A 26,916-nucleotide genomic window follows, 5' to 3' on the forward strand; every position below is an offset into this window, starting at 1 on the left:
GAAAACTACTTGTACCCCGTACTGATACTTTTAGAACGTTTTATAAGGTTGTTAATGTACGTCCTCCCTCATATCTGTAGTCCATTCTCGTTGTATTACGATGTGAAAAGACCCCTAACATCATGTTTGCCGGAAGCCACCATTAATTTATTTCCGCTATTAACATTGTCATTCTAGCAGTGAAATACACCACCCGTTATTTAGCAGCACGTTACAATGGTTAATGCTGGAATTTCATCAAAATGATACACTGAGGATATATTCTTTCACTGGAGGTATCGTATTCATGGAGGTACGTGTTCAAGAAATTATCGATCATTTGACTGCTCATGTAGAATTGCGGGATAACACCGTGGATCAGTTAATTAGCGGATCGATGGATCAACTCGTCTCGGGCATCGTTGTTGCATTTATGCCCACTCAGCAGGTCATTGAACGTGCGGTTCAACAGGGAGCCAATCTGATCATCGCCCATGAGCCGCCCTTCTATAACCACCATAGTCATACGGATTGGCTAACCGGAGATCCTGTCTATCAGACAAAGCGCAACTTCATTGATGAAGCCGGAATTGCCATTTACCGCTGCCATGATTCCATTCACCAAGTTCAACCCGACGGCATCGCCGAAGGTTTAGTTCAAGCATTGGGATGGACATCCTTCCTTGAGAAAAGGAAGCCGGAAGCAGATATTCTTTCCTTTGATACGGGTATGACAGTTCAACAAATTGCAGAATATATCAAACAAACACTTCAAATTGAATATGTGCGCGTTGCCGGTAACTTAGAGATGACTTGCCAGCGTGCAGCGGTATTGGTTGGTTTTCGCGGTAATGGGAATCTAACCATCCCCCTGCTGCATAACGAACGATTGAACCTGATTATCGCAGGCGAGGGCTTCGAATGGGAAACACCGGAATACATACGTGATGCTGTACAGCAAGGCAGGCAGCAGGCTCTTATCATGATCGGACACGCCGAAAGCGAGTCTTCCGGGATGAAACTCCTTGCCATGAAGCTAGATCAAGCCTATCCTGAATTGCCTGTGACTTTTGTTGGAGAACAGCCTGTATATAACGTGCTTTAATTGATTTTGGCTTGATCGCTGCCCTCTGACGAAGAGGGCTTCTTTTTATTTTTCTTCAAAAAATCCTTAGTTGCTCTCTGATTGATTAAGTTTAGATTGTACGACCTCCACTTCGCTCACATGTGGATTTTTATGCTCCAATGTTGTACGCTGATGGCTATGGTTTTGGAGTTCAGGACATTTGTCCTTGGCGATCGGGGCACTTCTATCATTTAATAGAAGTCGAAGTAACACAGTGATAAGGAGCGTACAGCATGAAAGGAATTATTTTTGCATTACTTGGCGGTGCCTGCATTACGCTGCAAGGTGTGGCCAACACTCGGATTAGTACGGACATGGGTACATGGCAAGCCGCCACCATTACACAGTTTACCGGCTTTATCTTGGCAGCCATCATTCTGATGTTTGTCCGTGATGTCAATCTTCAGGGATTAAAACAAGTCAAACCGCTATATCTCGCTGGAGGAGCTTTCGGTGCGGTTATTATTTTCAGTGAAGTGTCTGCCATTCAACAAATTGGGGTAACCTTCACGATCTCTGCCCTGCTGATTGCACAGCTGTTCCTGACTTTTCTGGTCGACAGCAACGGGTGGTTTGGTGTCGTGAAGCAGAAGATGAAGCTGCCGCAATTTCTAGGCATAGCACTCATGATTACGGGTGTTATTATTATGAAACTGTAGTTTCTTTTTTAGTTTGCACAAGAACAGGTCGGGGGCGAAGTACTTTATGGAAGAAATCCATGATGAAAATCAATTGTTATACTACTTGAAGCAGTACCAGCTCGAAACCGTATTTCCCGAACCCCTGCGTCCTTTGATGACCGTATGTCATTTTGAAAAATGTGAATTGATCTGCCGCCAAGGTGAAGCATCCGAATACTTATATGTACTGGTAGAAGGCAAGATCAAGATTTTTACGACGTCCGCCCAGGATAAAACACTCGTGCTCTGCTTCAAAACCCCACTTGAAGTTGTTGGGGACGTGGAGTATGTCCGGGAAAGCCCTATCATTAATACCGTGCAGGCTGTCACACCTGTCGTCATGCTGCGTATCCACTACCGGCACCTGGTCGAACATGCAGGCGACTATGCCCCTTTGCTTAAATTTTTGCTAAAGATCATTTCTCATAAGTTCTACATCGATTCAAACTTCTCAAGCTTCAACCTGATGTACCCGGTTGAGGTACGGTTAGCCAGCTACCTCCTGTCCATCTCCACCGAGGAGGCGGGTGCCGTCGTACATGAGGGGCTGGATTCATTCAATCTGACGGACATTGCCAATCTGATCGGCACAAGCTACCGGCATCTAAACCGGGTCATTCAGAAGCTGTGTACAGACGGGTTCATTGAACGCAACCAAGGTTTTATTCAGGTCAAGGATCGAGCCGGTTTGCGTCAAATTGCAGGTCACAACATCTATGAATAAGGAGATTACAGCTAATGATTGTTACGGGTATTTTGCTCGCATTACTTGCAGGTTCACTCGTCAGTCTGCAAACCGTTTTTAATAGTAAAGTCAATGAAAAGACCGGGTCATGGTCCACGACAACCATGGTTCTTTTCACAGGATTTCTTGCATCGTTCCTGATTTCAATACTGGTAGAAGGCAAAAACACGTTCAGCTTTCAGCATATGCAGCCATGGTATTGGGTTAGTGGTGCTATCGGGGTAGGCGTCGTATTCTGTCTCGTTCAGGGAATGAAGCTGCTCGGGCCTACCTTTGCCATATCCATTGTCCTGACCTCCCAGCTGAGTTTTGCTCTCTTGTTTGATTCGATGGGTTGGCTTGGGCTGGAGAAGATCCCCTTCTCCTGGAATCAGCTGCTCGGGGTGCTTGTAATCGTGGGAGGAATTGTACTGTTCAAATTTGGCGGCAGTAAAAACAATACAGCGGAGAAACCTCGTCGAGCTCTGCGGTCCGATTCTTAATTACACATGCAAAAAAAGAGTGTCTTGCCATCATCAAGATGGATTAGACACTCTTTTTCTTATAGGCATAAGCAATAGGCAAGTATGCAAGTAATCTTATACAAACTCTACGTTGTGGTACACTTGCTGAACATCTTCAAGGTCTTCCAGGGCATCAATCAATTTTTCGAATTGAGCCTGTGCATCCTCGGGAAGTTCAATATGATTTTGTGCCAGCATGGTCAGCTCGGCTACAGTGAACTCGGTAACACCAGCAGCTTTGAAAGCTTCCTGTACGGCATGGAATTGGTCTGGCTCCGCGTATACGATCACGGCTTCATCCTCATCCACGATATCCCGCACATCAACGTCTGCTTCGAGCAGGATTTCCAGCACTTCTTCAGCGTTTTTGCCTTCTACTCCGATGACCGCAGTTGGATCAAACATGTAAGCAACCGAACCGCTGACACCCATGTTCCCGCCGTTTTTGTTGAACGCGGAGCGAACTTCAGGCGCAGTCCGGTTCACATTGTTGGTGAGTGCATCCACGATGACCATCGCACCATTCGGTCCGAAGCCTTCATAACGCAGCTCTTCATAGTTCTCGTCCCCGCTGCCTTTGGCCTTTTCCATCGCACGATCGATAATCGCTTTTGGTACATTATACGTTTTCGCACGTTCCAGCACGACTTTCAGCGCGCGGTTTGCCTCCGGGTCTGGTTCACCCTTCTTGGCAGCTACATAAATCTCAACGCCGAACTTGGCATAAACCCGGCTTGTATTTGCATCTTTTGAAGCTTTTTTTTCCTTAATATTATTCCACTTACGACCCATATCGTTTCCGCTCACTTTCAACATGTAATCTGCATTCTACCTAGTTATTATATCTTGTTGAGACTGCTTCAACAAGTTCAGTATGACGAAATAATGGTAATGTTTCATAGCAAACGGTCGTCAGATGCAGCCTGAAACATCATTTGACCTTTCATTAACCTTCTCGCTATCACCCAAATATGCTTCAGTTCCTATAGTATGACGAGCCTCGCCGAATACCAGTTCAATCAACGAATCTAGCACAAAGAGCATTCCCACAGGAATGCTCTTCTAACGAACGCAATTCAATCAGGCATGAAACTGCTGGCCGTCCAGCACTTCAGGCACATAACCGGCACGAATAACAAAATCACCGAAATGTTCCCCTTCATGACGTTCTCTCGCATACTGATGCACCATTGGAGTCAACGTATCCAGAATCTCTGCTTCACCAATATTTTCTTTATAAAGCTTGTTCAGACGATGACCCGTAAAGCTGCCACCCAGATACATATTGTATTTGCCCGGAGCCTTCCCAATAAACGAAATCTCGGCGAGCATTGGACGTGCACACCCGTTAGGGCATCCCGTCATGCGAATGACGATCTCTTCGTCTCTCAGCCCTGCTTCATCCAGAACTGGTTCCAGCTTGTCGATCAGGGACGGCAGGTAGCGCTCGGACTCTGCCATGGCAAGACCACAGGTTGGCAGTGCCACACACGCCATGGAGCTTCGGCGCAGTGCAGAATAATGAGCACCATCCGTAAGATTATACTGCTGAATCAGCGCTTCGATTTTTTTCTTCTTCTGACTGCTGATGTCCCCGATAATCAGGTTTTGGTTGGCTGTCAGCCGGAAATCGCCACTATGAATCTTGGCAATTTCGCGCAATCCCGTCATAAGCGGATATCCGTCGATATCTTTTACCCGTCCGTTTTGGATAAACAACGTATAATGCCATCTGCCATTGCTGCCTTTGACCCAGCCGTAACGATCTCCGTTATGATCAAAATGGTAAGCACGTGCTGCTTCCAAGCTCCAGCCCAGGCGGTTTGTCAATTCCTCCACGAACCAGGCGAGCCCGCGGTCATCGATGGTATATTTGAAGCGTGCATGCTTCCGTACTGCACGATCTCCATAGTCCCGCTGAATCGTGACCGTTTTCTCCGCAACATCAATCATTTGCTCCGGTGTGCAGAAGCCGATGACTTTGGACACTTGTGGATACGTCTTCGGATCACCATGCGACATCCCCATTCCGCCGCCTACCGACACGTTGAATCCCTGAAGCTTGCCGTTCTCGACGATGGCGATAAACCCGAGATCCTGGGAAAACACATCGACATCATTCGATGGAGGAACCGCAATCCCAATCTTGAACTTCCGCGGCAGATATACTTTGCCGTAGATAGGTTCCACTTCCTCGTCACTCGCTCCGGTATCGATCACTTTCTCCCCATCCAGCCACAACTCATGATATGCCCGAGTACGCGGATCCAGGTGGTTACTCACCTGACAAGCCCACTCATATACTTCTGCGTGCACATCGGACTGATTCGGGTTCGGATTACACATCACGTTCCGGTTCACATCTCCACACGCCGCAAGTGTGCTCAGCAGGGAATCGTTCACTTCACGAATCGTGTTTTTGAGGTCCCATTTCAATACACCATGAAGCTGGAAAGACTGACGTGTAGTCAAACGAATGGTTCCGTTCGCATATTTATGGGCGACTCGGTCCATCATGAGCCATTGCTCAGGAGTTACAATTCCGCCCGAAGCTCGTACACGCAGCATGAACTGGTAAGCAGGCTCAAGCTTCGACTTGTTTCGTTCGTTGCGCAGATCACGGTCATCCTGCATATAGCTTCCGTGATGCTTCATCAACCGGTTGTCATCCTCCGGAATCGAACCGCTAATGCGGTCCGCCAGCGTTTCAGTGAGACTGCCGCGCAAGTAATCACTTTTGATCTTTATATCTTCCACATCACTATTTGCGCGCTGTGGATTCAGTAAGTTATTATAAGCCATGCTGCTTTCTCCTCTCGTCTCTGCGGGTGCCTTCATCCGATATTTCCGAATTAATACACGTCCCGCTGATAACGTTTTTCCTGTTGCAACCTAGTCAGATACTCCGAGGCCTGCTCAGAAGTCAAACCGCCCTCTTGTTCAAGAATGGTAGCAAGTGCGCCATGAACATCATGCGCCATTTTCTTCTCATCACCGCACACATAGATAACTGCGCCTTCCTGAAGCCATTGATAAAGCTCTTTGCTATTCTCCAGCATCCGATGCTGAACATATACCTTATGCTCCGTATCCCGAGAGAAGGCCACATCCATCTTGGTGAGCACGCCGTCTTTGAGCCAGCGCTGCCATTCCGTTTGATATAGGAAATCCGTGAGGAAATGTTGATCCCCGTAAAACAACCACGTTTTGCCCTGTGCTCCCGTTTCTTCACGCTCACCCAGGAACGATCTGAATGGGGCTACTCCTGTTCCAGGCCCAATCATGATGATTGGGGCATCCGGGTTCTCCGGCAATTTGAAGTTCGGATTATGCTGAATGTACACGGGCAGGCTGTCACCTGCCTCAATCCGCTCTGCCAGATGAACTGAACAAACTCCATAACGTTCTCTTCCGCGCGCTTCGTAACGCACCGTACGCACCGTAAGATGTACTTCATCCGGGAATGACTTCGAACTGCTGGCGATGGAATATAAACGTGCAGGGATTTTACGAAGAACGGCAACAAATTCTCCGGCGGGTATGCCCTTCAGATTATAATCCTGTACCAGATCCAGCAGATCGCAGCTGTTCATAACATTGCGGAACTCGGCATCATTTGCGAGCAAATCGGCAAGTCCACTGTCGGGACTTAGTTTTGCAAGCTCCTGGACCACAGGTTTGGTCACAGCGGTAATTTCGAAATAGCGCAGTAACGCTTCATATACCGATACCTGCTCACCGGATTTGTTCACCGTTACACGTTCATCGGCATTCCATCCCATGGCTGCAATCAGCTCATATACCAGGCGAGGATGATTTTCCGGGAATACGCCCAGGCTGTCTCCCGGCTCGTAATCGAGATTGGAACCTTCCAGAGACAATTCGATATGACGAGTCTCCCGATCTGATCCCCTGCCGTTCAGATTAAGATTCTCCAGCACTTCTGCCTTGAATGGATTGGTCCGATTGTATTCAGATTCCCCGCCACTCACCGCAGCGACAACAGCTTCGCTGGATAGGGTGCCCGCAGTCGCTGGCGTGCTGCTAAGGGAGGCCAGAACGTCATTCATCCATTCCGCTGCCGCTTCGTCAAAATCAACGTCACAGTCTACACGAGGAACAATTGGAGTACCACCAAGCTCCTGCAGACGCTGGTCGAAATCCTTGCCAGTTTGGCAGAAGAACTCATACGACGTATCTCCCAGCGCCAGCACGGAATATTTTAATCCATCAAGCTTCGGAGCGCGTTTGCTGTTCAGGAACTCATGAAGCGGAATCGCATTATCCGGCGGCTCGCCTTCACCATGAGTACTGACAACAATGAGCAGATTCTCAATTTTTTTCAGTCCGTTCGGTTTGAAATCTCCCATTGATGATAACGTCACCTGAAGACCTTGCTCTTCCAATTTCTTAGCCAGCTTCTTGGATAATCCGCTGGAATTCCCTGTTTGGGATCCGTAGAGTACCGTTACTTCCCGGGAAGCCGGGGGTACACTGACAGCCGATACCGCTTCCGCTTGTACATTTGATGCTGCACCTGTTCCGGCCGCTACTGCTGCGATCCCCTGAATAGCTGTTAAATATCCGCTAAGCCAAGTCTTTTGTGAATCGTTCAATGTAGGAATAAGACGGTTGAGCAGCTCAACCTGTTCCTGATTAAAAGGGCTGTTTGTCACTTGAAGTTCCACCATTTGCCACCTCGCGCATTGCTTCAATTTTAATTCCTACTAAAATGATCAAATTTATTTCTACTCTCTAGAACCTAACACACCGGGTGTTGGGGGTCAATTTCAATCATTTTATAACATTTATCAGTTTCGCTGATAAAGGAACAATATGTACGAACTCACTCCATCTATGGTCATGCAAAAAAGACTTACTAAGACCTTCAATCCAGGTCTTAGTAAGCCTTTTTCTCCTACTTCGTTATATTGTTTCCGTCAGTTAGGCCACACCAATTTGTCCATCATGGCGTACACAAGCGCAGCCGATTCAGCACGGGTCGCTTCGGCAAGCGGCTTGACCTCGTCGTTGTACCCGCTAACGATACCAAGATCCACTAAAATGGCCACACTGTCCCGGGCATATGAACGGATTGCAGAAGCATCGCGGAAGCGAGCAAGGCTATCCGTGGAAGCCGATTCAAGTTCGACCAGCCCTGCTACCTCCAGAGCTCTTACCGTTAGCGTCATCATTTCCTGACGGGTGATGGTGTCTTCAGGCTTAAAGCGCCCATCTCCCGTGCCGCCAGTAATGCCAAGCGAGCGAGCGGCATTAACTGCTTCGTAGTACGAAGCGTCAGAACTTACATCCGAGAACGGAATGCCAGGCGCGCCATTCAAGCCGAGTGCCATAGTCAGCCACTGCACGTATTGACCGCGCGTCATCTCCTGTTTCGGATGTAATTGACGTTCGCTGCCGTTTTCAGTTGCATCCATGACGCCGCGGACAGCCAGTGCCTCCAATGCATTCTTGGCCCATGGCACCTCGGCAATATCTGCGAATTCCTGCTGTACAGATACGGCTGCATAATTTCCTGCTGCCGACGCTGCGGAGAATGCTACCTCCCTCTTCTCTTGATCGTAACGGCTTTGCGGCAACGGGGCTGCCACATGGTTCGCATTCCACGAGAACGCAACGATTCTATCTCGCTCTGCACCTTGCAGCGTTTGGTAAGGCAGGTGAAGATTCAGCTCATGTGTTTCTGGCCAAGCATCGCCATCCAAAACGAGTTCAAGGCGTACTCCATGCTTCGTTCCAAGTTGATCGGCGACTGTTTTGGGCAGCTCCATGCGGATGAATCGCACCTTAGCCAGTTCGTGGCCTGCCAAGTCTTCTGTTGACAGCGTCGCAGGAAGTTCTAGTGTTCCCAGTTCCGTAACGATATGGAACACACGCGATTCGCCTTGATCCGCCAATGCCGAGGCTGGCAGTGTCAATTCATAAGTGCTTGCCCCTGAGACTGGCTTCTGCCGAAGTTCGACCTGACGGAGGACTTTACCCGTAGAAGGTGCAGCTTGGAAGGCTTCTTGGATTACAGAAGCATCTACTTTCGTCTGCACGACCCCATCCTTATCTGCCACCCCTTGTAACTCAAGAATGGAACGATCCTTTTGTGGTTCAGGTTTTGGCGAAGAATTCCCTGGTGTTGGAGTACCAGACCCCGGTTGTCCTCCGGAATTGCTCGAGCCTCCGTTAGAATTTCCACCTGAACCATCGGAGCCGGATCCGCCCGGGGAAGGCGTATACGCTGGTACGTACACCGTTAACGGCTGGGTCAAGGCTTTGCTTTCATCCGAGGTTCGAGTAACCTCCAGTTCCAATCTCACCGCAGTTTCCTTGGATGGCGGCACGATTGTTCCATCGATTTGAATGACGGATGGTAACGAGCTTGCAGCGATCTTTACTATAAAGCCTTGCGGTACGACCGGTAGTTTTAACTGCTTGGCACCTGCAGAAGGCTCCTCCAAGGTTGTAATGCGTGCAGCCACATCAGCAGCGGTCTCTTCAGCGGTACGCACTAGATAAGCAGTAGATAAACCATGAATGGTACGCCCCGACGCGTCAAAGGCCTCCAATTTGTAATAGTAATCGGTGCCAAGACGCAGCCCGCTGTCGATGTATTCCCGCAGACTGCCGCTGTAAACGACATTATACTCACCCTGTTCCATGTTCGAACGGTAGAGCTTGTAGCTTGCCGCACCTAGCTGAGCATCCCAGCGAATCGAAGCACTCGTTGCATCCGCTATTTCAGCATTCAGCCCGGCCGTGTTGTCCATCGGTGGAACTGCACCCGGCTTGGCGATCACGATCCAGCTAATCAACGGGTCCTGTGATGCCGTATTACGCACCGTCAGTTCAAGCTTATTCTCCGTAACCGCAATACCTGTATGAGCTCTGACATTAGCAGGCGTATACGTCACCGGACCCGTGTTATTGCCGTTAATCAGGAAGTTTGCTCTGCGGGACGTATTGGTCCACGGATCGTTAAATCCTGCGTACACATCATAAGTTCCATTCGGCACTTCAAAGGTGTAGGTGAGATCGCTGCCCTTGGGTGAATTGCTCACATTGCCGCCGTTCAAATAGCGTACGGTGGAGTAGATATCCCCGCCAGCTGAACCGGATGGTAGTGCATCCGCACTAACATAACCCCAGTTTCGTCCTTCCGCCGGCGCATACATCTGGTCCGCCGTTCTCGGATTGGCTAGCGAACCTTTCATATATGCACCCATAAGCTTGTAATCACTCGTTTCGTAGCCGCCACTGTTCACGAAATAGAGCGCGTTCTCCGGTATGACATATACACGGACCGCCTGTTTCTTGTTGCCGTACTCCGGTGTCGTTACCTGCAGCGTAATCGGTCCCGGTTTGGCAAAATCCCCTGCAGTCATCGCCCGGTTATCCACCGTCCATACTGCTGGTGTTGGCACAAGCGACCCTCCATCCCGCACATTAACCGTTGTTGGCAGAGAAGGCACTTTCCCCAGAGGCACGGCCTCAGGCAGCGGATCAGCGATGTCCACTTTGCCCATTGAATTCAGCAGATCCGGTCTCCAGCTGTCATACCATTTTATTGCGATGTCAGATCCAATGCCGAACTCAATCGGTAAGAACACATATTTTGCACCATCATTCGAGAAGTTGCCCCCGTTCCACGTATCCCCCACGTAAATGAATTTCCCTTTTTCCGGGTCAACAGGAATGACCGATGTAGTCTGCGTGCCGAATGCCTTGCCTGGATCAGGATCGCTCGGCAGCGTACGTATGAATGGATTCGTCATCGTGGACCATGGACCAAAAATGTTATCCGCCACAGTTACCTTGTTTTCGTTCGGGGACCATCCTGATGCACCGGAGGTCAAAATGTAATATTTGCCTTGATATTTGAACATGGCGGGTGCCTCGCGTTGTCCACCCGGGAATACTCTGACGTAATCAACGCCGTATTCCGCCTGATACGTAGCATCTCGCACTGGATTGCTTTTCTCATCCGTGAGACCTTGCTTATGCCAGCCTGTAACATCACTGTAATCTTCGTTCAGTTTGGAGATATACAGTGTCAGGTTTTCCTCGCTGGAGTAGATGAGATATCCGGTACCATCCTCGTCCTTGAACAAAGTCATGTCACGCGCCATGCCCCGATCGCTTGGGAAGTAATCTTTCTCCCCTTCCGGGGCTCTATCCATCCGATAGCTCTTCTGGTAAACGAACGGTCCTGTAGGCGAATCGCTAATGGCATAACCCGCCTGCGCCTTTCCGTAATTAGCATTATCGTTGTAGGGATCCTTGTCTCCATCCATATGAGCCCACATGACGTACTTTTTCGTTTTGTCGTTATAGATGACCTTCGGTCGTTCAATGATCCGCCCTCTGCGGATATCCGCCCAGATGTCCACCTTGTCTTCACGTCCCACGTACAATTCGGAAATTAACGGATCCGTTTCGAAATCATCCATGGATTGAATCATCGTGAGTGCCATGCCTTCATCCGTCCAGTTCAGCAGATCTGTCGATGAATACACACGGATGCCAACGGCTGGCCATCCTCCCGTATGATATTCCCCATACCAGTAGTACTTTTCTGTCTGCTCATCGTAGAAAAAGCCAGCCCCATGTGCATCGATAGGCTTGCCATCCAGATCCGGCCATAACTGGCCCGGTGTAAAGCTCGTGCGAATTGTGGCAGCACTCAGCGGTGCAGATGCAGGAGAAGGAACGCCATCCACAGTTGCCTGAAGAATATAATAATATCCTGTGCCCATCGTCAGGCCGCTATCGTTAAACGTGTTAGCACTGCCGCTATAGACCTCCTGATACGTACCGCCTGCACTGGTGGCCCTGGATACGGAATACGTCACTTCGGAACCGGGCAGTGCATTCCACCCCAGGGTAATCGACGTACTGGTTACGTCCGAAACGGTAAATTCAGCGGGGGAATCCATCAAATACGTTGTCACCTCTGCAGCTGTATATTCGGACTCTCCGGCGGCATTGTAAGCCGTTACCCGATAGCTGTAGCCTTGGCCGGATGCAAGACCTTGATCCGTATAATTGAGTTCCTGGCCTTCGTACACCTGCTCATATTGCTCACTGCCCGCCTCAGAACGGACGATACGGTATCCGGTTGCCTTATCCACAGCTGGCCAAGACAATTTCACACTGGATGTATTCAGGGCCAGAGCCTTCAATTCTCCTGGAGCCTGCGGTGCGGTAGCTGCTGTCCGAACCTCAAGCGGTGCCGACCATAACGACTCCGTCATTCCCCCGTATTCGTAGGCGAGCTTGTAATAATAGACCGTATCGGTGATTAAACCATCGTCTACATAACCCAGTGATTCGGTATCCGCCACCAGGGAATATCCCGCTTCAGGCGAGGTGGAACGATACAGGCGATAGCTGGTCGCACCTGCTGTCTCGGTCCATTGCAGCGAGACCGAGGATGACGTCTGCCTATCGGCTGAGAGCACAGCATCGTTTCCTGGCGGCGGCTCGGCGATGATTACGTCATCTGCATGAACGGATTGCCAGCGATTTCGTATGCCGATGCTGCCTGCACTGTATGTCGTATCGATCAGATCGAATACCAAGCGATTTGCTCCGTTTTCGACGATGTACCCGCGAATGGAAGGTCCTGACAGTACTATTTCCAGGGTATACCATGTGTGTTTGGCAAAAGAATAATCCACTGACTTTAAGGTTGTATCCGCTCCATTCACCCGCTTGGAGAAGACGAGTTTATTGGCTGGAACCTGCATTTGAAAATAATAAAAATTGCTCTTATCCTGAAACCGCGGCAGCATTCCCGGATATCCCTGACCATCTCCTGTGTAAAAGCGCATGGACACCGTCATGTCGGACATGATGTCGCCGGTGGAGATGATGCCTTCCCCGGTATCGCTCTGAAAAAGCGTCTGGTTCGATGCGTCTGTAGGATCTGAGCTTACCTCCCATAGACCTGAGCTTACGTTCCATGCGGGTGATTCCGAGAAATCCCCATCAGAAAAATCGTCCTGCAGCAGCGTCCCAGGCATGTTGTAAGCATCAGCATATGTCTTGCCTGGCAGCATCAAAGGTCCGGAAGATAACACGAGCGTAGCAGATAACATGAATATGAGCGGCTTTCTGATTTTATCCAATATCCATTCTCTCCTTTGCCTCGGAAAATGAAAGCACGGTCCTGATAACACGGTGCTGTTATTCGGCATTACCTGTGTATCCAGCGCGCGGTAAGGCGTTTCACCTCCTCCATTAAATGAAATCGGTTTCATTGGAGGGCAAAAAAAGACCTGTCTCCCCTGCTAAGTGCAATGATCCCAATACGGATTACCGTGTCTTCTTTGCCCTAAGTAGTGAAACAGGTTGCTTATGTCATGTTAATGTAAGTGCTTTCTCGCATTATATTATCGCCTTATTGACGCTGTCAACCGCATCACCACTCGAACATTTTTCGCAGAACCACGCAAAAAAACACGCATCCTGCCTGCTTCCGGAAGCAAAATACGTGTTCTTTATTATTGGTTCGAGCTTGTTCGCAATTGTGCTCATTTGGCACCATTTAGCCGGGGCCAGAACGGATGTATTCTCTGATTACGACAAGTCTCATCTTTTCATTTCGACATCAATTTAAAATACTTTGGTTGTCCACGATTCGCAGTTCCATGTTTCCGTCACAACATCACGATAGAATTCCGGTTCGTGCGAAATCAATAGAATGCTGCCTTTGTAGGCTTTGAGCGCGCGTTTCAGCTCATCCTTGGCATCCACGTCTAGATGGTTCGTCGGCTCGTCGAGTACAAGCAGGTTGGTTTCGTTGTTGATCAGTTTGCACAGACGCACTTTAGCCTTTTCTCCACCACTCAGTACAGCAACCTTACTCTCAATGTGTTTCGTAGTCAGTCCACATTTCGCAAGTGCAGCACGAACCTCGAATTGTGTATAGGACGGGAACTCCTGCCAGATCTCTTCGATACAGGTATTGTAGTTCGCATCCTTCATTTCCTGCTGGAAGTACCCGATCTCCAGATGCTCCCCGCGCTGAACTGTTCCTTCCAGGGCCGGAATTTCACCCAAAATGCTGCGCATCAGGGTGGTTTTACCGATTCCGTTTGCACCCACGAGTGCAATCTTCTGACCACGCTCCATACGCAGATCCAGCGGTCTGGACAGTGGCTCGTTGTACCCGATCACCAGCCCTTTGGTTTCAAAAATAAGCTTGCCGGATGTTCTGGCATCACGGAAGTTGAACTGTGGCTTCGGCTTCTCCTTGGCGAGTTCAATCACATCCATTTTGTCGAGCTTCTTCTGTCTGGACATCGCCATGTTGCGTGTCGCCACACTGGCCTTATTACGTGCAACAAAATCCTTCAGATCGGCAATTTCCTGCTGCTGACGCTTGTAAGCCGATTCGAGCTGCTGCTTTTTCATTTCATAAACTTCCTGGAAGTGATCATAATCACCCACGTAACGGGTCAGATCCTGATTTTCCATGTGATAGATCAAGTTAATGACACTGTTCAGGAATGGAATATCATGCGAGATCAGAATAAATGCATTCTCATACTCTTGCAAATAACGCTTCAGCCATTCGATATGCTGTTCATCCAGATAGTTCGTCGGCTCGTCAAGGAGAAGAATATCCGGCTTTTCAAGCAACAGCTTAGCGAGCAGCACTTTGGTCCGTTGACCACCGCTCAGATCATTAACGTCCTTATCGAGACCGATATCCGTCAGACCCAGACCGCGTGCAGTCTCGTCCACTTTTGCATCAATCATATAAAAGTCCTGGTTGGTCAGGGTATCCTGGATGGTCCCGACATCCTCAAGCAGCTGTTCCAGTTCCTCGGGAGTAACGTCTCCCATCTTGCCATACATCTCGTTCATTTCCTGCTCCATGTCGAACAGGTATTGGAACGCACTGCGCAGGATATCACGAATGGATTGTCCCTTGTTCAGCACGGCATGCTGATCGAGATATCCCACGCGCATGCGCTTGGACCACTCGACTTTGCCCTCATCGGGCTGGAGCTTGCCAGTAATAATGTTCATGAAGGTGGATTTACCTTCACCATTGGCCCCAATCAGTCCAATGTGCTCGCCTTTCAACAGGCGGAAAGATACATCGTTAAAGATAGCACGGTCACCAAAACCGTGACTTAATTTTTCCACATTTAATATGCTCATTCATGACACCTTTTCTATATAGACTTCATTCCTGTATATTATAATCGTTATAACCTGCACAACTCAACGCCATATTTGCCTTATGTGCATGAATCGGTTAAAATTTGGCCTTAAACTACTATAGAACGGAGCTCTCTCAAGCGAGCATCAGGTGAACATTATGATTGAAGTAAAACAATCCAAATTGGGTGATGGCGAATTTAATCGAGGGGTTTTTGCCACAGTGGATATTCCCAAAGGCCAATTGATCCATCAGGCCCCGGTTGTCCCTTATCCCAACGAAGACCACGAACATGTCGAAAAAACGATCCTGGAGGATTATGTATTTGAGTACGGTGCCAACCACACCGCCATTTTGCTGGGATACGGCAGCTTGATCAATCATTCGTACGAGCCCAACGCAACCTATGATATCAACTTTGAAAACCATACATTTGACTTCTATGCTTATACAGATATCAAAGCGGGCGAAGAGATCCTGATCAATTACAATGGCGAAGAAGACAACATGGACCCGTTATGGTTCCTGGACGATTATGAAGATCGGATGCGTGAGCTGAACGAAGCTGAGGAACGTAACGAAGAGAATGGTGAGAACAACGAAACGAAGTAATTTGGGTGTAAAAATGAGTAATCCAGAGACAAGACAGAATAATCGCAGCGTTACATCTCGCGGAATTCCTGCTGAACATTCTGTCTGCTCCCTTCTCCAGAACGTAAACAAGCAAGCCTTCCACACAGGAAGGACTTGCTTGTTAGGCATGGAAAGAACCGTTCAACGGTTGCTATCGTTCTCAATCCAGTATCGGAGGATCGGTGTGCAAATCCTCGTCAGGTGTCGTTGTTCTCCACTTCGTGAATGCCACCTCAAACCCTGCACGCTTGGGTGAACACAGAAACGGACCCGCCTGCTTGTCCACCGGATAGGCAAAACGCGCCACCCGAATGGTTCGCCAAGGATGTTCGTCCGTACGCGCCCGAATGACTACCGCTTCGTTGTGGTAAGAAGCTCGAATGGTAACCTTACGTCCACCCCATTCCGGAACGGGAGATAGCGACCAGTCCGAGAAGTGATCCGTTACTACAGCGCCGACATGAACGACCCCATCGTTCACTTCTACTCCAGCCTTGATCCATTGTTCACGACTGTGCCAGAGCATTAAACCTGCTTGATCATAAAGTTCAGTAAAAGAGCTTAGATCAAACGTAATCTCGACGGCTTCTTTTCCGTCCCACGGCGACAGAAGGGCATGTCCATTTTGGTGACTGAATCCATAGAACGTGTTCTCCCAAAAATCACTGCCTTCCTGTGCCTCCACAATGAAACGTTCTCCCTCTTTACGGGTTGCAACCGGTTCAGTGGTCCATTTGGCATCTGATGTACCCAGAAATTGTGCTGCAGACATGTTTTCAACACCCTCCCATAATTAAAACGTTAAATCAAAGAGCTCAAATCCGATGCAGCCGTAGGATATGCAAAATTCAAGGTGCTTAACTGATCCGCTGTCAGTTCGAACTGAATGGCCATGGCAAACAGGTTAATCAGCTCTTCGGTCTCGCTGCCGAGTACATGGGCTCCCAGGATGCGTCCTGAGTCGTTGTCGATCACCACTTTGGCCATGGCATACTTCTCATTTGTCCGTTTATAAGTATACCATTGCGACATGTCATTTACCTTCACCTCGTAGCCTTCCTCCTGCGCTTGATCCACGCTAAGACCAACAGAGCCAAGAGATGGTACGGTAAACACGATGGACGGCATAACATTGTAGTTCGGCTTAGTATGATTGCCCTTCAGCAGATTCATGGCGACAGCCCGTGATTCCTGACCGGCAAGAGGCGTTAGAGGAAGCCCCTTCGTTGCAGCAACGTCACCGGCTGCATATACTTTGGGGTTGCTGGTGCTTTGTAAATACTCATTCACGGTAATACCTCTCTCACTACAACTGACCTTCCCCTTTTCCAGTTCCAACCCATCCACGTTAGGGATACGTCCCGCTCCATGCACGACCCTTCCACCATGCCACTGATGATCGGCTCCGTTCCGGGTACCACCGACCACGAAGGTCTCCCCCTGTTTCCGAATGGACTTCACTTCCGCGTTCAGATGAACGTGAATGCCGATCTCTTCCGATTTTCGAACCAGCAAGTCAACAAGCTCCGGATCAAACTGCTCCAGCGGCTGCTCTCCCCGGTGGATAATGTGCACCTCGCTTCCTGCTCTTGCAGCGATGTGAGCAAATTCAAACGCAATGTAACCTCCGCCCACCAAAACCAGTTGATTCGGAAGCTGTTCCAGTTCCAGAAAATCATCGCTGTAAAGAAGATGCTCTGAGCCATCTATTGGGAGCGGTGCAGGCTGCGCGCCTGTTGCAATCAGAATATGTTTTCCATGCAGAACTTCATCTCCCACACGAATGTGATCTTCATCTACAAAAGAAGCCTTGCCATGGAAGGTATCCATGCCGGCCTGTTTGAATTTATCCTCGCTGGCTCTCGGAATGCTCTCCGTAAATGTTCGTTTGAAGGCCATAAGTTCCCGCCAGTTTATGGTCGTTCTTCCCTGAACACCCTTCCCCAGCATTCGTTCATTCCAGTCGATCAGTTGAGCAGCTCCCGCTAATACTTTCTTCGGATCGCAGCCTCGCAGCGCGCAAGTTCCGCCAAATTCACGCTCATCAATCACGGCTATTTTCCAACCAGCTTCAGCACAGCGAGATACAACTGAATTCGCTGCACTTCCGGTTCCTATTGCGATTAAATCGTATACATGTGTCATGAATTGTCCCTCCTGTTCTCTTTTCCCATTGAAAATTATAGTAAACCCGCCTTCTGTAAATAGTCGGACGCTACCTGCTCCGGACGGGCTCCATTCACATTGACCTCATAATTCATCTGACGCATCTCATCATCAGTAATGCGTCCCGCCAGCTGATTCAGTATCTCGATCAGCTGCGGATAGGCATCTGCCGTCTCCTTGCGCAGCAGCGGAGCTCCCTGATATGGCGGAAATAGCTCCTGATCATCTTCAAGTACCACGAGATTATACTGCCTGAGCTCACTGTCCGTGGAATAGGCATCAACCAGATTAATATCACCTCGCTGAAGAGCTGCATATCGAAGTTTGGGTTCCATTGTGGCGACATTAGGAAACTGAATGCCATATTTCTTCTGTATCCCCAGATAACCGTCCTCACGGTCCGAGAATTCCAGTGTGAACCCAGCCTTAATCTGCTTCTGGGCAGACTTGAGGTCTGATATGGTTTTCAGGTTATATTGGTCGGAAACCTCCTGAGGGACCGCCAGCGTATATGTGTTGTTGTAATTCATCGGGTTCAAGAGCACCATACCAAATTGGCTAAGCATTCCGTCTCTTGCCTGTTCGTAAACCTGCGTGCGATCCGTATTAACAGCCGTTTCCTTCAAGAATTCTGATATTGCTGTACCAGTAAATTCGGGGTAGATATCAATGTCGCCGGATCGTAGAGCATTGAACAAAAACGGAGTCTTCCCCAAACCAGGTTTCAATTCAACCGTAAGATCTGTATGCTCCTCAATCAGCAGCTTGTACATGTTAATGAGAATCTCAGGCTCTGCATCCAGCTTACCCGCAATGACCAGGTCCTTCTGTCCGCCGCGGAATAATAGCGGAAGGGTAATCACAAGTATAGCGATTAAGGCCAGTGTACCAAGTGTACCCACCGTTTTTCGAAAAGACAGCCGTTGGAACTGCCTTAGCAGGACATCGAACAAAATCGCCAGTAATGCTGCCGGTATCGCACCTAAAATAATAAGTGATGTATCATTACGATCGATCCCGAGCAAAATCAGATCACCAAGGCCACCTGCGCCAATTAATGCTGCTAGAGTTGCGGTACCCACGATAAGAACCATTGCCGTACGAATCCCTGCCATAATGACAGGCGTTGCCAGCGGCAGCTCCACTTTGCTCAAACGCTGACGACTATTCATGCCCATCGCATTGGCGGCTTCAATCATGGAAGGGTCCACTTCGGTTATCCCTGTATAAGTATTGCGGAGTATCGGAAGCAGGGCATACACCACTAGTGCAATAATCGCTGGTACTGTACCGATACCGAACAGCGGAATGAGCAACCCAAGAAGAGCAAGTGATGGAATGGTCTGCAAGATAGCTGTAACACCGATGATCGGTTCAGCAACTTTGGGTTTTCGGGTCAGATAAATGCCGAGTGGAATTGCAATGAGAACGGCGAGAAACAGGGCGATAAATGAAATCTGGACATGCTCCAGAAGAGCTGTTAACAACTGCCCTTTGCGCTCATTAAATACCTCTGAGAATTTACTCATGGGTCTCACCCCGCTCTTGCAGCTGACCAGACCAGTACCTCAGCACATCCGCCCTGCTCACTTGTCCTACAATCTGATGATTCTTCTCAACCAGCAAGGTATCGTATGCATCCAAGACATCTAATAAATCCATCAATGTCATAGAAATCGGTACCGCTGTCTTGGCAGACTTCGGAACATGGCCTGGAGCAATAGATGTCATAATCGATTCAAGATTGAATTTTGACTGAATATGAGAAGACAAGTGCACGCTATGATCTTGAATCACATCTGTGCCAGGACTTCCGACAAAATGACGTACAAATTCATCCGCGGGGTTCTGTAACAGCTCTTCAGGTGTTCCCACCTGCAGTACTTGTCCATCCTTCAAAATACATATGCGATCCCCCAGCTTCATGGCTTCTTGTATGTCATGCGTAACAAACACAATCGTTTTCTTCATCTGACGCTGAATCTCCAGAATATCGTCCTGCAATTTCTCCCTGCTCATCGGGTCGAGCGCACTGAACGGTTCATCCATAAGTACAATCTCCGGATCAGCCGCCAGTGCCCGCAGTACGCCAATTCTTTGCTGCTGTCCACCCGACAGTTCTGCTGGTTTGCGATCACTGTAGATCTCTCCGCTTAAACCCACCATATCAAGCAAGTTATGTACCCGTTCATGAATCTGGGCAGGCTTCCATTTTCTCAATTCAGGAACAACAGCGATATTTTCGGCAATCGTCATGTGCGGAAACAAGGCGATCTGCTGCAGTACATACCCGATATTCCAGCGTAATTCGTGAATGTTAAATTCATCGATTGGCCGCTCCTGGATACGAATCGTTCCATCCGTTCGTTCAATCAGGCGATTTATCATTTTGAGCATCGTCGTTTTGCCGCAGCCGCTAGGCCCAATCATGACCAATAGTTCGCCTTTATTGATTTTGAGGTTAACCTGATGAAGAGCCTGGGTCCCATCAGGGTATTGCTTGGATACATTTTCGAATTCAATCATCCGTACGCGTCTCTCCTTTAATTAACCTTTCGTTCTCATCTATTTCCCCAAAAGAACACCCCAATAATCATTACTTTTGGCGAAGACCTTCTTCATATCGCATCGGACGTGTAGAAATTTATTTGCTTTGATTTTGGGGCAAGGTGGTATAATGAAAGGAGACCTTAATTTTCTATCATTTACATTTCAGGACCATTTTCAATATATAAGGAGTGAGCATTATGCATATTCAAATTACAGATCTGGCTGCAGTGAGATTAACTGAGAGCTTGAATGACCAACCTGGCTACTTCAAAGTGTTCTATGACACTGAAGGCTGTGGCTGTAACGGAATTCTGGTCCTCTTGATTGTAGATGAACCTGCTGCACTGGATGAGCAGATCGAGACCAACCTGGTTCCATTCTATGTTGATCCGAAACAACAATTAAATCTCGAACAGCATATGAAGCTGGATACGGAGGAAAACTATCCTTCTTTCACGTTGAGCAGTGATTCCGGTGTACTTAGCAGCAACGTTCGGGTTAGGGATACGCGAGCTGTAAATGCGGGAAAATCCAGTGCACCTGATGCATGCATGCTGTAAACAAGAACCGTTCATTTTCTTAAACAATCGTTGAACATTAAATATCCAGATAAGCAAAGGCTCTGCACTGAATGCAGAGTCTTTTTTTGTGTTCCTTTTGGCCAAATGAACGAAACTATGAATCTCGCATGATTTGTTTACAACTCGGAAACAATTGGAGAACCTCTTGATATAATCCTCTAGTATACTCGGTATATAGAAAAGCATGTCTGGAATTTATCGGATGCAGCATGCGAGAGATTCATCAACCCCGAGGAGGAACATCATGAAATCATCTACACGCAAATCTATCATATCCACGCTGCTCATAGGGTCTGTCTTAGCAGGTACTGCCTTCACTACATTGCCCTTTGGACCATCCATGACGCCAGTCGCATCGGCTGCCAGCTCCAGTTTCACTCAATTTTTGCACGATAACGCGCCAAGCCGCACTATTAAAACAAGCAGCAGCGGTCTCGCAACCGTAACGAATCTATCCAGCACCGTGGTACTGGTGAACAAAAAAAGAAATCTGCCTTCAACCTATGCACCAAAAGATTTGGTTGTACCCAACATTCCATTCAGCTTCTCCGGCTCCAGTCCGAAGAAACAAATGCGCAAGGTCGCTGCTACCGCGATTGAAAAGCTGTTTGCAGCAGCTAAAAAAGACGGCATTGATATCAAGGCCGTATCGGGTTACCGCTCCTATTCCACACAAAAATCGATTTTCGAACGCAATGCAAGTATCAAAGGTGAAGCCGTGGCCAATAAGACAAGTGCCCGCCCAGGTCAAAGTGAACATCAAACCGGGCTTGCCATGGATATCTCCAGTGCATCCGTCGGCTATGATCTGCAGCAAAGTTTCGGGAACACCAAAGAAGGCAAATGGCTGAAAGCCAATGCCCACAAGTACGGATTTATTATCCGCTACGGCAAGGATCAGGAGAAACTGACCGGTTATTCCTATGAACCTTGGCATGTGCGTTACGTCGGGGTTTATATCGCAGGGGAAATCACGAGTCAGAAACTGACCCTTGAACAATATCTGGAGCGTGCCAAATAACGAAGAGGTTGCTGTATATTAAGGAAAAAATGAATGAACCAGGAGCCGGAGCCCGGAAGGGGCATTCTGCTCCTGCATTCTGCACGATAACTACATGGTGCTTATAGTTAAGACATTATACGTTTCTGCAGCAACATTCTTATGATCAAAAACTGACCATTCTTTTGACTGCGAGAGGCAGTCGTTTCAAACCTTCGGTTCCCGCCCAGGAACCTGCTCCTGCCAGGAGTGCATTGTGACACAAATAAAATGCAGCATGGTAGGCAAGCGTGCCAACGATGATTTCCATGACCAAAAATCGCTTCAGTGTGGAGGATTGAATGACATATACCTTGAATTCGTGATAGGAGCTCTCCCTCCTGAATCTGGTGATGAACGTCCTCATGTTTCACCTCTACTGTTTTTATTTAAGGTTATGGCCCTTTGGTCTTGTCTTATTCGAAAATAATACTTACCAAAAGTAACCAAGCGTGTTATAGTCAATTTATACTTTATACATAAGCGAGGTAAACCACCATGAGTGCACTGGAAAACTTGGTCAAAAGCCGTAGATCCGCCGTTATTTTTGAAGAAGGTATCGAAATCCCGGAAGCCGATTTGCAGCAGATGTTCGCGTTAAACAAATTTGCCCCATCAGCCTTTAACCTTCAGCATACCCACTACCTGGTCTTGACCGACCCGGCCCAAAAAGAAAAAGCATACGAAGCCTCACAGCAATACAAAGTAAAAACAGCCTCGGCTGTCATCGTTGTTCTGGGTGATATCAAGGCTCACCACCACATCCGCACGATTAACGAAGGTTTACTGCATTTGGGTGTTCTCAATCCGTTTGAATATGAACAGGAGTCCCAAAGTGTGTTTGATTTCTACGAAGCCCGTGGAAGTGTGTTTCAGCGTGAAGACGCCATTCGTAATGCCAGCCTGTCGGCGATGCAGCTGATGCTGATTGCACAGGATATGGGATGGGATACGTGTCCAATGATTGGTTTTGACGCCGATGAACTGCAGAGCAGTCTGGATGTTCCCGAACATTACGTTCCTGTCATGATGATTACGATCGGTAAAAAGTCAGAAGCCAAACAACGCCCACGCGGCTATCGCAAACCCATTAACGAGTACGTCAGCTTTAATAAAATGCATGCAGAGTAAAATCATTCAAATAGATTTACCAAATGCCACGGTTCCGTGGCTTTTTTACATTTCATAGATCAGCTGCTCCGACTCTCCTTTTTCGAAAAGAGTTATGCAAATTTTTTTATACCATGTTAACATCCATCAAGTAAGAGAATTCCTTTGGGAAGGGAAGATAGAATATGGAAATGTCTATGGAACATCTGGCGGCATGCCGAATCGCTTATGTAAGGCAGGTCGGTCCTTATGGTTCTGCTAACGTCCAAGCTATGGACCAGTTAAAACAGTGGGCAAACGAGAAACGATTACTCACAGAAGCTGCCGTTTTATATGGCATACCTCAGGATAACCCATCAACGACACCACCGCACCACTGCAGATACGATGCCGCAATCGTGCTCCATGAACTTGAACTCCCTGAAGATGACACCATTGAGATTGGAGAGCTTCAGGGCGGGAACTATCTCATCTGCAAGGTTAGACACACGCCAGAAGGTATTCAGCAAGCATGGAATGAAATAATCCCTTATATGCAAAACAACCGTTATATCATGGATCACCAACCGGTTCTGGAGCGATATCGATGGGATCTCCTTGAACAGCATGAGTGTGAACTATGTGTGCCTGTGAAACAGGTCTAATCTAATCCGTTGGATAGCACAAAAAAAGTGACTTCATCATTGAAGTCACTTTTTCACTAGTCAACTCTGTAAAAATATTAAAATGCCCAGTTGCCTTTACGGAATACTGGCTCAATTGTGCCATCCTGCAGTTCGCCGTCAATGTCCAGTTCAGCCGACCCAATCATGAAGTCGACGTGAGTCAAACTCACATTGCACTCATGTTTAAGCAATTCCTCGTTGGACATCGTTGTGCCGTCCTTCATATTAAACGGATATGCGCTGCCTACAGCCAGATGGCAGGATGCATTCTCATCAATTCCGGTATTATAGAAAATACGATTCAGGTTCGAGATAGGTGAATCATGCGGCACAAGTGCCACCTCACCTAGATAACGTGCTCCTTCATCCGTAGCGAACAGGTTCTTCAGATGTTCTTCACCAGAAGCCGCTGTGAAAGCCACAACCTGACCGTCCTTAAACGTTATTCTCATCTGATCTACCAGCTGTCCGTTCAAGTTCAGAGGCATCGTACTGCTGACATAACCATTAACGCCGCTGCGCTTCGGCATGGTGAATACTTCTTCGGTTGGCATATTCGCAACCGTGTACACGCCCGCTTTATTCTCACTTCCGCCGCCACCCCAGATGTGATTGTCTACCAACTCAATTTTCAAGTCCGTTCCTGGTGCGCGGTAGTGTAGGCTCTTATAATTTTTCTCATTCAGCTGATCACTCTTCGTGTTCAGGGTGTCCAGATGCTGTCTCCAGTTCTGGATGGCATCACCGCCATCCACACGATTCATTTTGAAGATGGTGTCCCACATCACATTGATGCGCTCTTCCTCAGGTATGTCGGCAAACACCTTATTCGCCCATGCCTTGGTCGGCGCCTTGATCAGGCACCAGCTGATTTCATGGTTGCGCGTATATTTCGAATAACCGCGGCGTGCCTGGGCAGCCGCCTTGGTAGCACGTGAAACCTTGTCGGAATCAATTCCGTTATACAGTTCCGGGTCCGGTACTTTGATCGTTAAGGTAGCGCCGCCAGCTTCTGCAAATCTCTCCATCATGTCGCCTTTCCATGCCGGATAGTAATCGAAGCTGTCGTCAGAACCTTGCTGGAAACGACTGCGTGTAATTTGATCATCTTCAAAATCCACCTGTACATACTTGGCCCCGGCAGCGTATGCCTTCGCAACGATCAGGCGAGTAAACTCAAGCGTTTCGATAGGAGCTGTAACAAGCAGATCCTGTCCTTTTTGAATGTTCACGCCTACTTTGACCACCAGTTCTGCATATTGTTCCAACGATTGCTCAAACGTTTGCTCGAAATTACTCATAGGTCCATTCACTCCTGGTTCATATAGAATTAATTCATGTTTTACGCGTTTCTCTTTTCTTGCTCACGCAGTTCAATCCGGCGGATTTTGCCGGAGTTCGTCTTCGGCAGATCAGTTACAAATTCAATCTTACGTGGATATTTGTAAGGTGCGGTCCATTCCTTGACGTGATGTTGCAGTTCGCGCATTAGTTCTGGTGAAGCCAGAGACTCATCCCTTAGTACAACAAAGGCTTTGACCACATTCCCCCGAATTTCATCCGGACTGGCAACAACGGCGCACTCCTTCACACTGGCATGTTTCATAAGCGCTTCTTCCACCTCGAACGGTCCAATCGTATAACCCGAACTGATGATAATATCGTCACTGCGGCCTTCAAACCAGAAATACCCTTCTTCGTCTTTGCGCGCGCGGTCTCCGGTTACAAAATAATCCCCCCGCTGACTCGCTTCCTTCCGTCCCTCATCCTGATAGTACGTGCGGAACAAGGCCGGCATATCCTGATGAACCGCGATATCCCCCACTTCACCTGCTGGTTGAGGCTGCCCTTCTTCATTGATAATCTCGATTAGACCCGGCGTAATCGATTGTCCCATGGAGCCGATCCGAACAGGAGCATCCTTCAAACTGCCGATCAGCAATGTACTTTCGGTCTGACCGTAGCCATCACGGATGGTCAGGTTGAAGTGACGCTGGAAGATCTCAATGACTTCCTGATTAAGTGGTTCGCCTGCAGAAACTGCGCTGCGCAGTTTGGACAGGTCATAATGACCAAGATCGTCCGCTTTCGCCATAAGGCGGTACTCGGTCGGGGTGCAGCACAGGACGTTGATGCCATGCTCCTGCATTAGTTCCAGATAACGTTTAGGCTGGAATGACCCGTTATAAACCAGACCTGTTGCCCCTCTTCCGAGAACGGACAGGAACGGGCTCCAGATCCATTTTTGCCATCCCGGCGCGGCCGTGGCCCATACGATATCTGATGGCTGAATATCCAGCCATAACGTGGAAGCGATACGCAGGTGGGCATATCCCCAGCCGTGGCTATGTACAACGCCTTTTGGATTTCCGGTTGTGCCGGAAGTGTAGGCCAGAATGGCGATATCATCACGGTGTGTCTCTACGGCATTCATCTCATCCGACTGACCTTCCATCAGCTGATGTACGTTAACCCAGCCCTCAGCGGGAACGCTGCTATCGCCAGATGGTGATGCCACGATGCGGTGAGCCAGTGCAGGCAGGTCTGCATCCATTTTCTCCACTTCAGCCGTTGTCTCGGACCATACAATGACCGCACGCGCCTCGGAATGCCGCAGGCGGTACTCCAAGTCCTTGGCACGCAGCATTTCGGAAGAAGGAATCACGGCAATCCCGAGTTTCAGACAAGCGATATAAATGACATAGGCAATGATGCGGCGTGGTACCATGACCAGCACCCGATCACCCTTTTCAAAGCCCAAATCACGCAAGCCTCCGGCAAGACGGTTAGCCTGCTTAAACAACTCTCCGTACGTAATCTCTTCTAATTCTTTTTGATCGCTGAGCCATCTAAGTGCAATCCGATCTGACGGGTGGTTCTCCATCTCGGATGTCAGGTTATAGGTTTCAGGCGAAATCCACTGTTCAAAATTCAAATGGAGCCTCTCCTTCATAT

At 48.4% G+C, this 26,916-nt stretch carries 21 protein-coding genes; 9 read left to right on the plus strand and 12 right to left on the minus strand.

All coding sequences use genetic code 11. From position 1 onward, the window contains the following. The first annotated feature begins 286 nt into the window (after positions 1-286). From PIL01S_RS01950 to PIL01S_RS01965, 4 genes are all read left to right on the plus strand, one after another. The gene (locus tag PIL01S_RS01950; protein WP_127536031.1) at positions 287-1,084 is read left to right on the plus strand and encodes a Nif3-like dinuclear metal center hexameric protein; all 798 of its coding nucleotides are present in this window, start codon (positions 287-289) and stop codon (positions 1,082-1,084) included. 254 nt (positions 1,085-1,338) lie between these two features. Next, positions 1,339-1,764 carry a DMT family transporter gene (locus PIL01S_RS01955; protein WP_110822416.1) on the plus strand — a complete coding sequence of 142 codons (426 nt, stop codon included), beginning with the start codon at positions 1,339-1,341 and terminating at the stop codon, positions 1,762-1,764. 46 nt (positions 1,765-1,810) lie between these two features. After that, the gene (locus PIL01S_RS01960; RefSeq protein ID WP_127536032.1) at positions 1,811-2,509 is read left to right on the plus strand and encodes a Crp/Fnr family transcriptional regulator; all 699 of its coding nucleotides are present in this window, start codon (positions 1,811-1,813) and stop codon (positions 2,507-2,509) included. A 17-nt stretch (positions 2,510-2,526) separates the two neighbouring features. Continuing rightward, positions 2,527-3,012: a DMT family transporter gene (locus tag PIL01S_RS01965; RefSeq protein ID WP_127536593.1), complete on the plus strand. Its 486-nt coding sequence runs from the start codon at positions 2,527-2,529 to the stop codon at positions 3,010-3,012. Between the two features lie 96 nt (positions 3,013-3,108). On the opposite strand, the gene PIL01S_RS01970 is transcribed toward PIL01S_RS01965, so the two are convergent. The 5 genes from PIL01S_RS01970 to PIL01S_RS01990 form a co-directional block, all read right to left on the minus strand. Further along, positions 3,109-3,825 carry a YebC/PmpR family DNA-binding transcriptional regulator gene (locus PIL01S_RS01970; RefSeq protein WP_127536594.1) on the minus strand — a complete coding sequence of 239 codons (717 nt, stop codon included), beginning with the start codon at positions 3,823-3,825 and terminating at the stop codon, positions 3,109-3,111. A gap of 288 nt (positions 3,826-4,113) precedes the next feature. Beyond that, positions 4,114-5,835 (minus strand): assimilatory sulfite reductase (NADPH) hemoprotein subunit, encoded by a 1,722-nt coding sequence (gene cysI, locus PIL01S_RS01975; protein WP_127536033.1) that lies wholly within the window; start codon positions 5,833-5,835, stop codon positions 4,114-4,116. Between the two features lie 50 nt (positions 5,836-5,885). Continuing rightward, complete coding sequence (locus tag PIL01S_RS01980; RefSeq protein ID WP_127536034.1) at positions 5,886-7,721, minus strand: assimilatory sulfite reductase (NADPH) flavoprotein subunit; 1,836 nt, start codon at positions 7,719-7,721, stop codon at positions 5,886-5,888. A 252-nt stretch (positions 7,722-7,973) separates the two neighbouring features. After that, positions 7,974-13,172: an S-layer homology domain-containing protein gene (locus tag PIL01S_RS01985; RefSeq protein WP_127536035.1), complete on the minus strand. Its 5,199-nt coding sequence runs from the start codon at positions 13,170-13,172 to the stop codon at positions 7,974-7,976. A 487-nt stretch (positions 13,173-13,659) separates the two neighbouring features. Beyond that, a complete protein-coding gene (locus PIL01S_RS01990; protein WP_095287476.1) occupies positions 13,660-15,216 on the minus strand; it encodes an ABC-F family ATP-binding cassette domain-containing protein in 1,557 nt (518 codons plus the stop codon). Between the two features lie 160 nt (positions 15,217-15,376). On the opposite strand from PIL01S_RS01990, the gene PIL01S_RS01995 reads away from it, so the two are divergent. Continuing rightward, positions 15,377-15,829 (plus strand): SET domain-containing protein, encoded by a 453-nt coding sequence (locus PIL01S_RS01995; protein WP_127536036.1) that lies wholly within the window; start codon positions 15,377-15,379, stop codon positions 15,827-15,829. Positions 15,830-16,010: 181 nt separating this feature from the next. Here the strand turns inward: PIL01S_RS01995 and PIL01S_RS02000 are convergent, their stop codons facing one another. From PIL01S_RS02000 to PIL01S_RS02015, 4 genes are read right to left on the minus strand one after another with little or no spacing between them, the layout of a single operon-like run. Further along, positions 16,011-16,622: a DUF1349 domain-containing protein gene (locus tag PIL01S_RS02000; RefSeq protein WP_127536037.1), complete on the minus strand. Its 612-nt coding sequence runs from the start codon at positions 16,620-16,622 to the stop codon at positions 16,011-16,013. A 29-nt stretch (positions 16,623-16,651) separates the two neighbouring features. Beyond that, positions 16,652-17,995 (minus strand): dihydrolipoyl dehydrogenase family protein, encoded by a 1,344-nt coding sequence (locus PIL01S_RS02005; protein WP_127536038.1) that lies wholly within the window; start codon positions 17,993-17,995, stop codon positions 16,652-16,654. A 35-nt stretch (positions 17,996-18,030) separates the two neighbouring features. After that, a complete protein-coding gene (gene opuFB / locus PIL01S_RS02010) occupies positions 18,031-19,545 on the minus strand; it encodes an osmoprotectant update ABC transporter permease/substrate-binding subunit OpuFB (protein ID WP_127536039.1) in 1,515 nt (504 codons plus the stop codon). Beyond that, positions 19,538-20,542, minus strand: coding sequence for an ABC transporter ATP-binding protein (locus PIL01S_RS02015; protein ID WP_127536040.1), 1,005 nt, complete (start codon positions 20,540-20,542; stop codon positions 19,538-19,540). Before PIL01S_RS02015 ends, opuFB begins: the two co-directional genes overlap by 8 nt. Positions 20,543-20,763: 221 nt before the next feature. Between PIL01S_RS02015 and PIL01S_RS02020 the strand changes: the two genes are divergently transcribed. Together PIL01S_RS02020 and PIL01S_RS02025 are read left to right on the plus strand one after the other, a co-directional pair. Beyond that, positions 20,764-21,126 carry an iron-sulfur cluster biosynthesis family protein gene (locus tag PIL01S_RS02020; protein WP_127536041.1) on the plus strand — a complete coding sequence of 121 codons (363 nt, stop codon included), beginning with the start codon at positions 20,764-20,766 and terminating at the stop codon, positions 21,124-21,126. A gap of 265 nt (positions 21,127-21,391) precedes the next feature. Next, a complete protein-coding gene (locus PIL01S_RS02025) occupies positions 21,392-22,168 on the plus strand; it encodes a M15 family metallopeptidase (protein WP_127536042.1) in 777 nt (258 codons plus the stop codon). A gap of 145 nt (positions 22,169-22,313) precedes the next feature. On the opposite strand, the gene PIL01S_RS02030 is transcribed toward PIL01S_RS02025, so the two are convergent. After that, entirely contained in the window at positions 22,314-22,553 is a 240-nt protein-coding gene (locus tag PIL01S_RS02030) for a hypothetical protein (RefSeq protein ID WP_127536043.1), read from the minus strand. A 131-nt stretch (positions 22,554-22,684) separates the two neighbouring features. On the opposite strand from PIL01S_RS02030, the gene PIL01S_RS02035 reads away from it, so the two are divergent. Together PIL01S_RS02035 and PIL01S_RS02040 are read left to right on the plus strand one after the other, a co-directional pair. Then, a complete protein-coding gene (locus PIL01S_RS02035) occupies positions 22,685-23,317 on the plus strand; it encodes a nitroreductase family protein (protein WP_127536044.1) in 633 nt (210 codons plus the stop codon). 164 nt (positions 23,318-23,481) lie between these two features. After that, positions 23,482-23,940 (plus strand): AraC family transcriptional regulator, encoded by a 459-nt coding sequence (locus tag PIL01S_RS02040; protein WP_127536045.1) that lies wholly within the window; start codon positions 23,482-23,484, stop codon positions 23,938-23,940. Positions 23,941-24,017: 77 nt separating this feature from the next. Here PIL01S_RS02040 and PIL01S_RS02045 read toward each other — a convergent pair whose 3' ends face one another. After that, positions 24,018-25,262: an aminopeptidase gene (locus tag PIL01S_RS02045; protein ID WP_127536046.1), complete on the minus strand. Its 1,245-nt coding sequence runs from the start codon at positions 25,260-25,262 to the stop codon at positions 24,018-24,020. A gap of 41 nt (positions 25,263-25,303) precedes the next feature. Beyond that, on the minus strand, positions 25,304-26,914 hold the full coding sequence (mbcS, locus tag PIL01S_RS02050; protein WP_127536047.1) for an acyl-CoA synthetase MbcS: 1,611 nt from the start codon (positions 26,912-26,914) through the stop codon (positions 25,304-25,306). Positions 26,915-26,916: the final 2 nt, after the last annotated feature.

The organism is Paenibacillus illinoisensis NBRC 15959, assembly GCF_004000925.1.
GTDB lineage: Bacteria > Bacillota > Bacilli > Paenibacillales > Paenibacillaceae > Paenibacillus > Paenibacillus illinoisensis.